General features: G+C 61.6%; 11 protein-coding genes. 5 read left to right on the plus strand and 6 right to left on the minus strand.

Annotated elements, in window-relative coordinates:
• Positions 1–28 precede the first annotated feature (28 nt).
• From F7R06_RS15940 to F7R06_RS15960, 5 genes are all read left to right on the plus strand, one after another.
• Entirely contained in the window at positions 29–1,684 is a 1,656-nt protein-coding gene (locus F7R06_RS15940) for an arylsulfatase (RefSeq protein ID WP_090320405.1), read from the plus strand.
• Between the two features lie 107 nt (positions 1,685–1,791).
• A complete protein-coding gene (locus F7R06_RS15945; protein WP_090320408.1) occupies positions 1,792–2,388 on the plus strand; it encodes a DJ-1/PfpI family protein in 597 nt (198 codons plus the stop codon).
• A 118-nt stretch (positions 2,389–2,506) separates the two neighbouring features.
• Positions 2,507–3,796, plus strand: a complete 1,290-nt coding sequence (locus F7R06_RS15950; RefSeq protein WP_090320411.1) for an NAD(P)/FAD-dependent oxidoreductase — start codon at positions 2,507–2,509, stop codon at positions 3,794–3,796.
• A gap of 25 nt (positions 3,797–3,821) precedes the next feature.
• Positions 3,822–4,376 carry a helix-turn-helix domain-containing protein gene (locus F7R06_RS15955; RefSeq protein ID WP_090320414.1) on the plus strand — a complete coding sequence of 185 codons (555 nt, stop codon included), beginning with the start codon at positions 3,822–3,824 and terminating at the stop codon, positions 4,374–4,376.
• Between the two features lie 22 nt (positions 4,377–4,398).
• Entirely contained in the window at positions 4,399–5,745 is a 1,347-nt protein-coding gene (locus tag F7R06_RS15960) for a glutamine synthetase family protein (protein ID WP_090320416.1), read from the plus strand.
• On the opposite strand, the gene F7R06_RS15965 is transcribed toward F7R06_RS15960, so the two are convergent.
• The 6 genes from F7R06_RS15965 to hutC form a co-directional block, all read right to left on the minus strand.
• Positions 5,714–6,403, minus strand: a complete 690-nt coding sequence (locus F7R06_RS15965; protein WP_090320419.1) for a TetR/AcrR family transcriptional regulator — start codon at positions 6,401–6,403, stop codon at positions 5,714–5,716. The genes F7R06_RS15960 and F7R06_RS15965 overlap by 32 nt on opposite strands.
• Before the next feature lie 72 nt (positions 6,404–6,475).
• Positions 6,476–7,903, minus strand: coding sequence for a purine-cytosine permease family protein (locus F7R06_RS15970; RefSeq protein WP_090320422.1), 1,428 nt, complete (start codon positions 7,901–7,903; stop codon positions 6,476–6,478).
• Between the two features lie 97 nt (positions 7,904–8,000).
• Positions 8,001–9,143, minus strand: coding sequence for an acyl-CoA dehydrogenase family protein (locus tag F7R06_RS15975; RefSeq protein ID WP_090320425.1), 1,143 nt, complete (start codon positions 9,141–9,143; stop codon positions 8,001–8,003).
• A complete protein-coding gene (locus F7R06_RS15980) occupies positions 9,133–10,299 on the minus strand; it encodes a CaiB/BaiF CoA transferase family protein (RefSeq protein WP_090320428.1) in 1,167 nt (388 codons plus the stop codon). The genes F7R06_RS15975 and F7R06_RS15980 overlap by 11 nt, the downstream gene beginning before the upstream one ends.
• A 131-nt stretch (positions 10,300–10,430) precedes the next feature.
• The gene (gene hutU, locus F7R06_RS15985; protein WP_090327273.1) at positions 10,431–12,110 is read right to left on the minus strand and encodes a urocanate hydratase; all 1,680 of its coding nucleotides are present in this window, start codon (positions 12,108–12,110) and stop codon (positions 10,431–10,433) included.
• A 392-nt stretch (positions 12,111–12,502) separates the two neighbouring features.
• Positions 12,503–13,255 (minus strand): histidine utilization transcriptional repressor HutC, encoded by a 753-nt coding sequence (gene hutC / locus F7R06_RS15990; protein WP_090320430.1) that lies wholly within the window; start codon positions 13,253–13,255, stop codon positions 12,503–12,505.
• Positions 13,256–13,435: the final 180 nt, after the last annotated feature.

Here is a 13,435-nt window from a genome sequence, read left to right on the forward strand (position 1 = left end):
CCTCGATGAACACAATAAGAGAGAAAACATGCCTCGTTTGCGTATGCCTTTAACCTTGCTGATGGGGGCGCTGGCACTGAGCAGTAGCCTGGCCATGGCGGCGAGTGCCGATCCGGCGCAGCCCAATATTCTTCTGATTGTCGCCGACGATCTGGGCTATTCAGACCTGGGCAGTTATGGCGGTGAAATCAGCACGCCAACTCTGGATGGACTGGCCCGTGAAGGCATGCAGTTCACCAGCATGTACGCTGCACCCACCTGTTCGATCACGCGATCGATGCTGATGTCCGGCACCGACAATCACCTCGCCGGGCTTGGCACCATGGCCGAAGCCTTGCAGCCCTTTCAGAGGGACAAACCTGGTTATGAGGGCTACCTGAATCGACGTTCCTACTCGATTGCCCAGTTGTTGAAAGAGGGCGGTTACAACACGCTCATGGTGGGTAAATGGCACTTGGGGCTGGAACCTGATCAAGGACCGGATCAGCGTGGATTCGAGCAGTCGTTCACGCTGCTCGAAGGCGGCGCCGCACACTTCAAGCCTTCGAGTGTCGAGCCGACAATACTCGAGCAAGTGCATTACCGTGAGAACGGCAAGGCCGTGGAGTTACCGGACGATTTCTACTCCACGGATTTTTATACCGACAAGCTGATCAGCTACCTGCAAAACAGCAAGAAGGACGGCAAGCCGTTTTTTGCCTATGCCGCCTACACCGCTCCGCACTGGCCCCTGCAAGCCCCCGCGGAATACCTGGATAAGTACAAAGGGCGATTCGATCAGGGCTATGACAGCGTGCGCCTGGCGCGCATCGAACGGATGAAAAGCCATGGCCTCATGGCCAGCGACGCCCGGCCGGCCAACCCGCTCCCGGTCAATCCAAAACTGCCGGGCTGGCAGCAGTTGAGCCCGGAACAACAACGTGTCGAGGCGCGGAAGATGGAGATCTACGCCGCCATGGTCGATAACCTCGACCATAACATCGGCCGGTTGCTGGATTACCTGCGCAAGAGCGGCCAGTACGACAACACCCTGATCGTGTTCATGTCGGACAACGGCGCGGCAGGGGAGAACCACGCCCGGTTCTATCCGCCTGGGGCGAGCACCGACAATAGTTATGCCAACCTCGGTCGCAAGGGTTCACAGATCGACTATGGCTTGCGCTGGGCCGAGGTCAGCGCGGCACCGTTCCACTTGTTCAAAGGCACTACCGCAGAAGGCGGCATCAGCGTGCCGGCGATCATTCAGATGCCCAAGGCACAGCGTCGCCAGGGACTGGAGCGCGGTGTCGCGAGGGTCGATGACCTGGCGCCAACCTTCCTCGACCTGGCGGGTATACCCGTGCCGAGCGAGGCGCCATCCAACACGAGTAAACACCCTATCACCGGTCAATCCATGCTGCCGATGCTCGCTGGAAATGGCAGCCCGCACCGTAACGACAGCCTGGCCGGGGAGCTGTTCGGCAATGCCTATTATCGCGAGGGCAACCTCAAGCTGCTGGGCATGCGCCCCCAGGCCGGCTTTGGTGACAACGCGCAGCCGCTGCAGTGGCAATTGTTCGATGTGGCGCAGGACCGGGGCGAAACCACTGACCTGGCCACCAGCCAGCCGGAAACGGTGCAGCGGCTCAAAGCCGCCTGGTTGAAATATGCCGGGCAGGTAGGTGTCGTGTTTGCGCCGCATTAGGACATCGGCGGGTCAGGCGAAATGTATCCATGACAATTTTTTGAATGCCTTGGTAGCCGGGTTTTAGGATGGTGTCACACAACGTCTCCACCTGCCCGAGGCTTCCCATGCACATCGCCATCCTGACTTTCGACGGTTTCAACGAACTCGACTCGCTGATCGCGCTCGGTATCCTCAACCGGGTGCAGCGGCCGGGTTGGCGGGTATCCATTGCCAGTCCCACGCAGCAAGTGCGGTCGATGAATGGCCTGTTGATCGAGGCGCAGGCGACGCTGGAGGACGCCTGCGATGCGGACGCGGTATTGGTGGGCAGCGGGAGAAAGACCCGGGACGTTGTCGCTGACGCCGCGTTGATGTCCCGGCTTGCACTCGACCCGACCCGGCAGCTGCTCGGTGCTCAGTGCTCGGGCACGCTTGTCATGGCCAGGCTGGGGCTGCTGAACGATGTTCCGGCCTGCACCGACCTGACCACCAGACCGTGGGTCGAGGAGGCGGGTGTGGCAGTGCTCAATCAGCCGTTCGTGGCCAAGGGGAATGTTGCCACCGCTGGCGGCTGCCTGTCGTCGCAATACCTGGCCGCCTGGTTCATTGCCCGTCTGGAGGGCGTCGAGGCTGCACGCAGCGCGATTCATTACGTCGCCCCGGTGGGCGAGAAGGACGACTACGTGACGCGCGCGATGGCGAATATTTCACGATTTCTGTAGGGCTCCATCGCGAGTGCGGCCTTGTCTGGATGGCGAACGCTAAAATCCGCGTTGCCTTCGTGAAATTAACGGTGTATTTTTTCATGAAATTATAAGAAATAAATTTCATGAGGCCCGTATGTTTCAGCAGTCCACCCAGCATGTCGCCAGTTTTTACGCCCACAGTTGTGCCGATCGCCTGACCTCCCGGCCGGCGCTGAGGGGCGACCATGACACCGATGTGGTGATCATCGGCGCTGGCTTCAGTGGTCTGCACACCGCGCTGCGTCTGGCTTTGGCCGGCAAACGGGTGACGCTGCTGGAAGCCAGTCGGGTGGCCTGGGCGGCTTCGGGGCGCAACGGCGGGCAGGCGATTCTCGGCTGGTCATGTGACATGCCGCCGCTGGAGGCCGCGCTGGGTTATGAACGTGCCCGCCGGCTGTGGGACGGCATGCGTTGGGCCGCCACGGAGTTGCGTGAACTGCCGGGGCGTCACGGCTTCGACTGCGATTATCGATCCGGCCATCTATGGACTTCGGTCATGCCGCGCCGGGTCAGCCTGTTGACCGAATGGCAACACGAAGCCAGTCACAAGTGGGGCCACGACGGCCTGCAGTTCATCCCCCGCGAGCAGTTGCCCGATTGGGTGGCCAGCGATCGCTATCAGGCCGGTCTCTTTGATCCCGAAGGCGCTCACCTCAACCCGCTGAAACTGGCGCTGGGCCTGGCCGCCGCCATCGAGCGCGCGGGTGGGCGCATCCATGAACAGAGCAAGGCGTTGAGTTATCGGGAAGAGGGCGCTGGGTTCCGGGTCCAGACCGAGCGTGGTTCGGTCCGGGCCGATGTGCTGGTCCTGGCGTGCAACGCTTATCTGGATCGCCTCGACCCGAAACTGGCCAGTTGTGTGTTGCCGGTCGGGACTTATCAGGTCGCCACCGCCCCCCTGACGCCCGAGCAGGCCACGGCGCTGCTGCCGACCAATGCCTGCGTCACCGATAACCAGTTCGTCCTTGATTACTTCCGGCGCACCCCGGACAACCGCTTGCTGTTTGGCGGCGGCTGCACCTATCTGGGCGGCATGCCGAAGGACATCGCCGCGGCCACCCGGCCGTTCCTGGAGCGCGTGTTTCCTCAGCTCAAAGGGGTCAAGGTGGACTTCGCCTGGGGCGGCCACATCGACCTCACCCTGAACCGCACACCGGATGTCGGCCGTCAGGGCAATCGCTACTGGCTACAGGGTTACTCGGGCCACGGCGTGCTGCCGACCCTGGCGGCGGCGCGCGCGGTGTCGGATGCAATTCTCGGCCAGACGGATGAGTTGGCGTTGTATCAAGGCTTGAGTAATGGCAGTTTCCCCGGCGGCAAGTACCTGGCCGCGCCGCTGGAAGCGATCGGCAAAGCCTGGTATCGACTGCGCGACAGCATTTGATGAGTCATTCAGCGGAATCCCGGTCATGAACAAGCAAGAAGAAATCGCCGCGTTGGCGATCCTTATTCACGATTTGCGCAAGCACAAGAAGTTCACCTTGAAGGAACTGGCGGACCGGATCGGTCGTTCGGTGGGTTTTTTGTCCCAGGTCGAGCGTGGCTTATCCCGGCCAACGGTGGCCGATCTGACGGCGATCAGTGAAACCCTGGGCGTGCCGACCACCTATTTCTACAGTTTGCCCAAACCCAAGGTCCTGCCCTGGGTAACCCGGCCTGACGAGCGCCGCACCTTGTATTACGCCAACGGGATTACCGACATCCTGGTCTCGCCGAAGATGCGCTCGTCGTTCTCGATGCTCGAAAGTCATCTGGAAGCCGGCGCCAGTAGTGGCGACCGGCACCTGACCGACAGCTCGGAGCAGGGCGGCTACGTGCTCGAAGGCGAGTTGACGTTATGGCTGGGCGACGACGAGCCGGTCACCTTGCGCGCCGGCGACAGTTTTCAATTCGACAGTCACACCCGTTGCCGTTACGGCAACCTGACCGAGCAGCCCGCGCGCGTGCTCTGGGTCTACACCTGACAATAACCAAGGAACAACCACGATGGATGCTGCCTGCTCTGATTTGCTCGCCGAAGTGCGTGCCTTTCGCCAACGCTACCCCGAGGTGCGGTATGTCGACCTGATTTCCCTGGACATTCCGGGGCACTTTTACGGCAAGCGTTATCCCGTAGAGATGCTGGAAAAAGTCGCGGCCGGCAGCGTCCTCAAGCTGCCGCAAAACTGCGTGTTGCTGGGCGTGCAGGGCGGGTTGTTCAAGATCGGTGACTACTGCTTCAACGACGGTGACCCGGACGCGTTGCGGCGGCTGGTGCCTGGCACGCTTAAACCCGTGACCTGGGAAGCGCAGCCGCTGGGGCAGATGCTGATTACTTCCGACGGCACCGAAAAGCCGATCGTCTTCGAGCCGCGCGAGGTGCTGGCACAAGTGCTGGACCGGCTGGCGCGCAAAGGCATTCATCCGGTGGTGGCGTTCGAACTGGAGTTTTACCTGTTCGATAAAAAACTGCGTGACGGCTTGCCGCAGTTCCCCCGCGATGACTTGACTGACGATGCCGACGATCAACCGAACATGCACATCGAGCGCCTGTCGCGCTTTGCGCCGGTGCTGGATGAAATGGTCGAGGCGACGCGAGCCCAGGGCATCGATGCCACAGTGATAACGGCGGAACTGGGACCGGGTCAGTTCGAGATCAATTTCGGCCATCTCGACGACGGTCTGCGTGCGGCCGACTGGGCTGCTCTGTTCTGCCGCAGCACCCGTGGCGTCGCGCTCAAGCACGGCTACCGCGCCAGCTTCATGGCCAAGCCTTACTTGCAGCACCCGGGCAGTGGCATGCATGTGCATGTCAGCCTGTACGATGACGAGGGTAAAAACCTGCTGGCCGCCAACCAGCAGCAACCCCTGCGCCATGCCGTGGCCGGTTGCCTGGAATTGCTGCCGCACAGCATGCCGATCTTCGCGCCGAACCAGAACGCCTATCGCCGTCTGGGCGGCACGACAAACGTGGCCACCCATGCGAGCTGGGGCTTTGAAGATCGCGATGCGTGCCTGCGCATTCCCGAGTCGGACGCGAAAAACCTGCGCATCGAATATCGCCTGGCCGGTGCCGATGCCAACCCTTATCTGGTGTTGGCGGCGATTCTGGTAGGGCTCGAACATGGCCTGCAAGCCGGCAAGGAGCCGATTCCGCCACTCAACGAAGACCGCAACAGCGGCATCGACTTCCCGCTGGAAATGCTCGAAGCCGTGCGCGCGATGCAGCATCAACCGCAACTGCGCGAAGGCCTGGGGGCGGAATTCGTGGATGTGTATTGCGAGAACAAACGTCAGGATCATCTGGCGTTCATGCAGGAAATCAGCGCCCGGGAATATCGCTGGTATCTGTGAGGCCAGACGGCCCTCGATCTGCCCGGTGCGTTCGCTTCGGCGGCCGGGCAGGCGGGGTTAAACCGGCAGTGCCACCGGCGATCATGCCCGTGACGCAGTGTGTGAACAGGTCTGCCAATTGCTGCTCACTGACGTCGACCTCGATCCACAGTGACTGGCCGTACAGCAGGCCCATCACCGCGTGGGTGATCAGGCCGGCCTCTTGCTCGTGATGGCCGCGGTCCTTGTATTCGTCGGCGATGATCGTGCGCAACAGGGCGCGGTAAGCGTCTTTCAACTGGTTGGCCTGGCGCTGGTGTTCTTCGTCGAGATTGACGAACTCACGGGTGACCAGCACCAGCCGCTGCTTCTCTCGCCGATTGAACGCGACGAAGGCCTGGACGAAACGGCGCAGGCGTTCCCGTGGAGTCTTCGCGCCTCTCATCCGGCGCTTGGTGTCGAGCAACAAATCCGACAGTGCCGTCTCAATGAGTTCGAACAGCAAGCATTGTTTGTTTTCGATGTGGTGGTACAGCGACCCGGCGTGCAGCCCCAGGTAGCTCGCCAGGTCGCGCAGGCCGATGGCCTGAAAACCGTGGCGGGCAAACAGTTCGATGGCGGCGTCCAGCAGTCGGTCGCGGGCACGGGTGGCGGGAGGCGAGGAGGCAATGGCGAGCATGGGAAACCCGGGCGCTGTGTGGTGAAAGGGGGCAGTGGCGGCCCGCTCGGGCCGCCCTGCGGTGACGGTGGATCAAACCGGGCTGGCGTCTTGCGGAAGAATCAGTTGCGCGGGAACCCGATGCAACGAGTGACGTGCCGCCAGGTAGTAAATCAGCGCCGGCACGGTCAGTCCGATCAGCCATGAAATATCGGTACCGCCCAAGGGTTCAACCAGAGGCCCGGTGTAAAAGCTGGTGGCGATGAACGGCAACTGGATCACCACGCCGAGGGCATACACCGCGATGCCCGTGACGTTCCAGCGTCCATAGCGGCCATCCGGGTCGCTGAGGGCGGGGATGTCGTAGCGTTCCTTGGTGACCAGGTAGTAGTCCACCAGGTTGATGGCGCTCCAGGGGGTGAAAAACGCCAGCAGGAACAGAATGAAAGCCGAGAAATCGTGCAGGAAGGAATGCCTGCCCAGCAATGCCAGGGCCGTGGCAAACCCGACCATGACCAGGATGTAGATCAGGCGTACGGTCCTGGAGATGTCCCGGTTGCCGCGAAAGCCGCTGATGATGGTGGCCAGCGACATGAAGCTGCCGTAGGCATTGAGGGTGGTAATGGTCACCTTGCCAAACACGATGCTGAAAAACAGCAGTGAAGCGACAACGCCGCTGGCGCCCATGCCAACGATGTAGGCCACCTCGTGACCGGCAAACTGGTCGCCCGCCAGGGCGGCTACGAACACGCCGAAGACCATGGAAATCTGCGTGCCGATGACAGAGCCCAAGCCCACGGCAAGGAAGGTTTTCCAGGCTGAGGTGGTTCTCGGCAGGTAGCGCGAGTAGTCGGCGACATAGGGACCGAAGGCGATCTGCCAGGAAGCCGAGAGTGAGATCGCCAGCAGAAAGCTGCTGAGGGAAAAATGCCGATTGCCGAGCAGCTCGCCGATGTCATGCACCGACAGCAGGCGGTAGAACAGATAGAAGAACGACACCACGCCGATCAGGCTCGACAAGCGGCCGATCAAGTGGATGGTGCGGTAGCCCAGCACCGTCAGTACGACGATCATCGCGGCGAAAATCAGGATGCCGGAGGCGTCGCTGACATTGATCAACTGGCTGATCGCCTGACCCGCCAGCACCGAGCCACTGGCGGAAAAGCCCACGTACATCAGGCACACCAGAACGATCGGTATGACAGCGCCATAGACGCCAAATTGCACGCGACTGGAGATCATCTGGGGTAGGCCCAGTTGCGGGCCCTGGGCGGCATGCAGTGCCATGATCGCGCCGCCCAGCAATTGCCCGAGCAACAGGCCGACCAGGGACCAGAACACATCGCCGCCGAGCACGACAGCCAGGGCCCCGGTGACAATCGCGGTCACTTGCAGGTTGGCGCCGAACCAGAGGGTGAATTGACTGAGCAGTCGGCCGTGGCGCTCCGACTCGGGTATGTAATCGATGGATCGCCGTTCTATATACGTCTTGCGCTGCGCACTTTCTTTGGAGGCGGACATGGCGGTTCCTCTCGGGTGTCGTTCGATACGACAGCCTTCTCGTGGTTGAAATACTCAGGAGGAGGGCCTGCAGGACAGGCCCGGTTGTTTCGCTCGGTTAGCGTTGGGCGTCGAGCAGACTTCGCGAAATGATGATTTTCTGCACTTCGGATGTGCCTTCGAAAATGCGCAGGATCCGCGCGTCACGCACATAGCGCTCCAGCGGCAGATCACGAATGTAGCCATAGCCGCCATGCAGCTGCAGCGCGGCGTCGGTGACGAAACCGGCACACTCGGCGGCGACCAGTTTGGCGGTCGCCGAATCGAGGCTGAAGCGTTCACCGCTGTCGCGCCGGGCGGCCGCTTTCCAGGTGAGCATGCGCGCACTTTCCAGCTGCGCGTACATGTCGGCCAGGCGCCATTGGGTGCCTTGATAGGCCGCCAGCGGTTTGGGCCCGATCTGCCGTTCGCGGACCCAGTTCAGGCTCGCTTGCAGGGCCGCATTGGCAATACCCAACGACATCGCGGCGACTTCCACGCGACCCCGGTCCAGCACGGCCATGGCGGTGTTGAAGCCGGCACCTTCGACGCCCAGCAGCGCCGAATCGGGTAGCCAGCAGTCCAGGGCCAGTTCATAGATCGTGCTGCCGCGCAGCCCCATGGTTTTTTCCGGGCTGGAGAAACTGATCCCTTCGGTGCCCTTGGCAATCATGAAGGCGCTAATGCCCTTGTGGCCGGCCTCGGCATCGGTCTTGGCATAGAGCACGATAAAATCGGCCTCGCGGGCGTTGGTGATGTAGTGCTTGCTGCCGCGCACCCGCCAGCCGCCGTCTTCGCGTTGGGCACGGCAACGCATGTCGGCCGGGTTGGAACCGGCCGCCGGCTCTGTCAGGGCAAAGGCGCCGAGTAATTCGCCGCTGGCGGCCCGGGGCAGCCACTGCTGTTTCTGTGCTTCGGTGCCGCCGAGCAGAATCGAGTCGGTCGCCAGGAAGTGCGCGGTCAATGCCGATGCCGTGGAGGCACAGGCACCCGCGACGGCTTCCACCACGCGGCTCATGGCCAAACTGCCAATGCCCAGGCCTCCGTACTCCTCTGGCAGGTTGATGCCCATGCCACCCAGCTCGGCCAGTGCCTTGAGGCTCTCGGCGCAGAAGGTTTCGCTTTCGTCGTAATGTTGGGCGAGTGGCTGGATCACCTCGCGAGCCACTTTTTCGGCGGTTTCGATGACGGCCAGTTCGACCTGATCCAATTCAAAGTTCATGGGAAAGCTCCTGTTTGTTCAGTCCAAATGCCTGGTTGTCGGCGCCCAGATGGGGCGCGTGGGTGACGGCATGGGGTTTGTGACCGTTGAAGAAAACCGGTTGCGGCACCAGCGGCTGTGCAGAGCCCTGTGGGTGCACCAGCAGTTGACGCACTTGCGCCTGTTCGCTGGCGGCCGCCTGGGCGAGGTTCCATACCGGCGAGGACGGCACGCCTGCGTCGAGCAGGATGTCGCAGACCTGATCGACGCTCAGCTGGCGGGTCCAGGCTTCGATTTCGGCGCGTAGCAGCGGCTCGTTGAGGGTGCGTTGCGGGTCATCGGCAAAGCGTGGGTCGGTGCCCAGCCCGGGTTTACCCAGGCAGTCGCACAGGCGCTGGAACAGCTTGTTGCTGGCCACGGCAATCACCACCTGGCCATCGGCGGCGCGGTAGGTATCGAAGGGCGTCGAGACCGGATGGCGGTTGCCGACCAGGCCAGGTGCCACGCCATGGGCGAAGAGGTTGGACAGGCCGGTCATTTGCAGGCTGAACAGCACATCGAACATGGCGACGTCGATGTATTGCGCGCCGGGTGCATGCCGCTCCCGGGCGAACAGCGCGCTGCTGATGGCCCACGCGGCATACACCCCGGCGCACAGATCGCCGATGGCTTCACCGCTACGGGTGGGGCCGGTCTCGGCGAAACCGGTGACGCTCATCAGCCCCGACATCGCCTGGGCGACGATGTCATAGGCTGGATTGCCCGACAGCGGGCCGTGCTGGCCAAAGCCGGAAATGCTCGCGTAGATCAGTTGGGGGTTGTATTGCTTGAGGGTGTCGAAATCGATGCCCAGGCGCTGGGTCACGCCGGGACGAAAATTTTCCACGACAACGTCGGCGTCGCGTACCAGCTCGTACAGCCGGGCGCGATCCGCGGTGGACTTGAAGTCCATCTCGACGCTGCGTTTGCCGCGATTGATCAGGCCGAAATAGACGCTCTCGCCATCCTTGAACGGGCCCAGGTGGCGACTGTCGTCACCGTGCCCCGGGACTTCGAATTTGATGACGTCGGCGCCCAGGTCCGCGAGCATGGCGGTGCAATGCGGACCGGCCAGCACGCGGCTCAGGTCGAGCACGCGCACGCCCTGAAGTTGTTGGGTAAACGGGATGCTGCTCATGGCAGGTTCCTCGATGAAGGACGGCTGTTTTTTTGTAGGAGCGAGCCCGCTCGCGATGGTGTGTCATTCACCGCTGTGTCGACTGACACGCCATCGCGAGCAGGCTCGCTCCCACATAAAGCGGTTTTGCGTTATTGACCGGTGATCATCGGCAGGTTCAGGCCCTGTTCCTTGGCGCAGTCGATGGCGATCTGGTAACCGGCATCGGCGTGACGCATGACACCGGTGGCCGGGTCGTTGTGCAGCACGCGGGCGATACGCTCGGCCGCTTCGTCGGTACCGTCGCAGACAATCACCATGCCCGAGTGCTGGGAGAAGCCCATGCCGACGCCGCCGCCGTGGTGCAGGGACACCCAGGTCGCGCCGCTTGCGGTGTTGAGCAGGGCGTTGAGCAGTGGCCAGTCGGACACGGCGTCGGAGCCGTCCTGCATCGATTCGGTTTCGCGGTTCGGGCTGGCCACCGAACCGGAGTCCAGGTGGTCGCGACCGATGACGATTGGCGCGGACAATTCACCGCTGCGCACCATTTCGTTGAACGCCAGGCCCAACTTGGCGCGCAGGCCCAGGCCGACCCAGCAGATACGGGCCGGCAGACCCTGGAAGCTGATGCGCTCGCGCGCCATGTCCAGCCAGTTGTGCAGGTGCGCGTCGTCCGGGATCAGTTCCTTGACCTTGGCGTCGGTCTTGTAGATGTCTTGCGGGTCGCCCGACAGGGCCGCCCAACGGAACGGGCCGATGCCACGGCAGAACAGCGGACGGATGTAGGCCGGCACGAAGCCCGGGAAATCGAACGCGTTTTCCACGCCTTCTTCCTGGGCCATCTGACGGATGTTGTTGCCGTAGTCGAAGGTCGGGATGCCTTGCTTCTGGAAGTCGAGCATGGCTTTGACGTGCACGGCCATCGACTGCTTGGCGGCTTTGATCACGGCGGCAGGTTCGGTCTTGGCGCGGGCGCGGTATTGCTCCCAGGTCCAGCCGGCTGGCAGGTAACCGTTCAGTGGATCGTGGGCGCTGGTCTGGTCGGTGACCATGTCCGGGCGCACACCGCGACGGACCAGTTCCGGGAGGATTTCAGCCGCGTTGCCCAGCAGCGCGACGGAGATCGCCTTGCCTTCGGCGGTGTACTTGGCGATACGGGCCAGTGCGTCGTCGAGGTCTTTGGCTTGCTCGTCGACGTAGCGGCTTTTCAGGCGGAAATCGATGCTCACCTGCTGGCATTCGATGTTCAGCGAGCAGGCACCGGCCAGGGTGGCGGCCAGAGGCTGGGCGCCGCCCATGCCACCGAGGCCGGCGGTCAGGACCCACTTGCCTTTGAGGTTGTCGTTGTAGTGCTGGCGACCGGCTTCGACGAAGGTTTCGTAGGTGCCCTGGACGATGCCCTGGCTGCCGATGTAGATCCAGCTGCCGGCGGTCATCTGGCCGTACATGGCCAGGCCTTTGGCGTCCAGTTCGTTGAAGTGTTCCCAGTTCGCCCAGTGCGGCACCAGGTTGGAGTTGGCGATCAGTACGCGCGGGGCGTTGGTGTGGGTCTTGAACACGCCGACCGGCTTGCCGGATTGCACCAGCAGGGTCTCGTCGTCGTTCAGGTTGGTCAGGCTTTCGACGATCTTGTCGTAGCACTCCCAGTTACGCGCCGCACGACCGATGCCACCGTAAACCACCAGTTCTTTCGGGTTCTCGGCCACTTCCGGGTCGAGGTTGTTCATCAGCATGCGCAGCGGCGCTTCGGTCAGCCAGCTTCTGGCGGTCAGCTGGTTACCGCGGGCAGCGCGGATTACGACGTCACGCAGGCGAGTGGTTTTGGCAGTCATGGTCATCTCCTCATTCAATGGTCAGCGGGCTGGCGCTAGCGTTACCGCATGTACATATACGCTTATACCAACCTGTATGTACAAGTGAATGCAAGTGAGGGGCCAAAATCTGGTTTTTTGGAATGGGTAAAAACCAAAAAATCAATAAAAATGTTTTAAATCAAATAGTTAAATAAATGATAAAAATATCGATCGCAGAGAGATGGCTGCAAATTCTGTTGCAACATTGCGATTGTTACGTGAAGGGTGTGCGCGTTTTGTAACACTTTTGTGCGCGTTTTGAGGGGAGGTGTCACCCTTTTGCCGATCGGTGCGGCAGTGGTAACAGCTTCAGGGGAAGTTTGTGCAGGCGGGGGCGTCGAGCGACCGGCGGGGGCCGCTCGAACGGTGATTCAGTTGCCGAATTTGCCTTCCAGGCGATAACGCGAACCCGGATAGACCAGGCGAGCACAACCGACCTGACCTTTTGCCGCCCATGTACGACGGCGGATCAACAGGCAAGGCTCATAGCGTTTGATCTGCAGCAGTTTGCACTCGGCGGCTTTGGCGTGGATCGACTCGACGACATGCTCGCCTTCGGTCAGTGGTGCCAACTGGATCAGATAGGCGTACGGCGTGACCTTGCTGAAGTCCTGCTGCAAATAGGCGGGGGCCACTTCGGCATTGACGAAGCGCTCTTCGATTTGCACCGGTACGCCATTCTCGTGATGCACCACCACCGAGTGAAATATCCGGCTGACACCTTCGAGCGGGAACGGCATCGAAGCCCGCGCGCGTTCCGGCATTTCTTCAAGCACGATCACTTCGCAGCGATGCTCATGCCCTCGGGCGGCAATTTCTTCGGCGATATTGTGGATCTCGAACAGCGCGGCGTGGCCCTTGGGCTCGGCGACAAAAGTGCCGACACCCTGCATGCGCACCAGCGATCCCTCGATCGTCAGTTCACGCAGGGCCCGGTTGATGGTCATGCGACTGACCCCCAGCAAATTCAGCAATTCGCTTTCCGAGGGTAGCTTGGAGTTGGGCAACCATGCGCCGGAGCGAATCTTCTGCATGATGATTTGCTTGACCCGGGCATACAGGGGGGAGGGGCTTTCGAGCGAAAAGGACTCGAGGGATGCATTATCCTCAACAGGTTTGGACACAGTAATTCCTGATTAAAAAATGAATTGCTCCGATAGGCCTGGAGCGAAGTTTACTCTGTCGCCGAGGATACGCCTATGCAGGAAATGGGGCGGAAGGGCGGTCAAAGCTATCCACAAAAGTCGTGGGTATTCCTGTGGATAAACACCCAGACACAGCGAAATGCAGGGCTTGTAATGTGT

The sequence above is a fragment of the Pseudomonas moorei genome (genome assembly GCF_008801475.1).
Taxonomy (GTDB): Bacteria; Pseudomonadota; Gammaproteobacteria; order Pseudomonadales; family Pseudomonadaceae; genus Aquipseudomonas; species Aquipseudomonas moorei.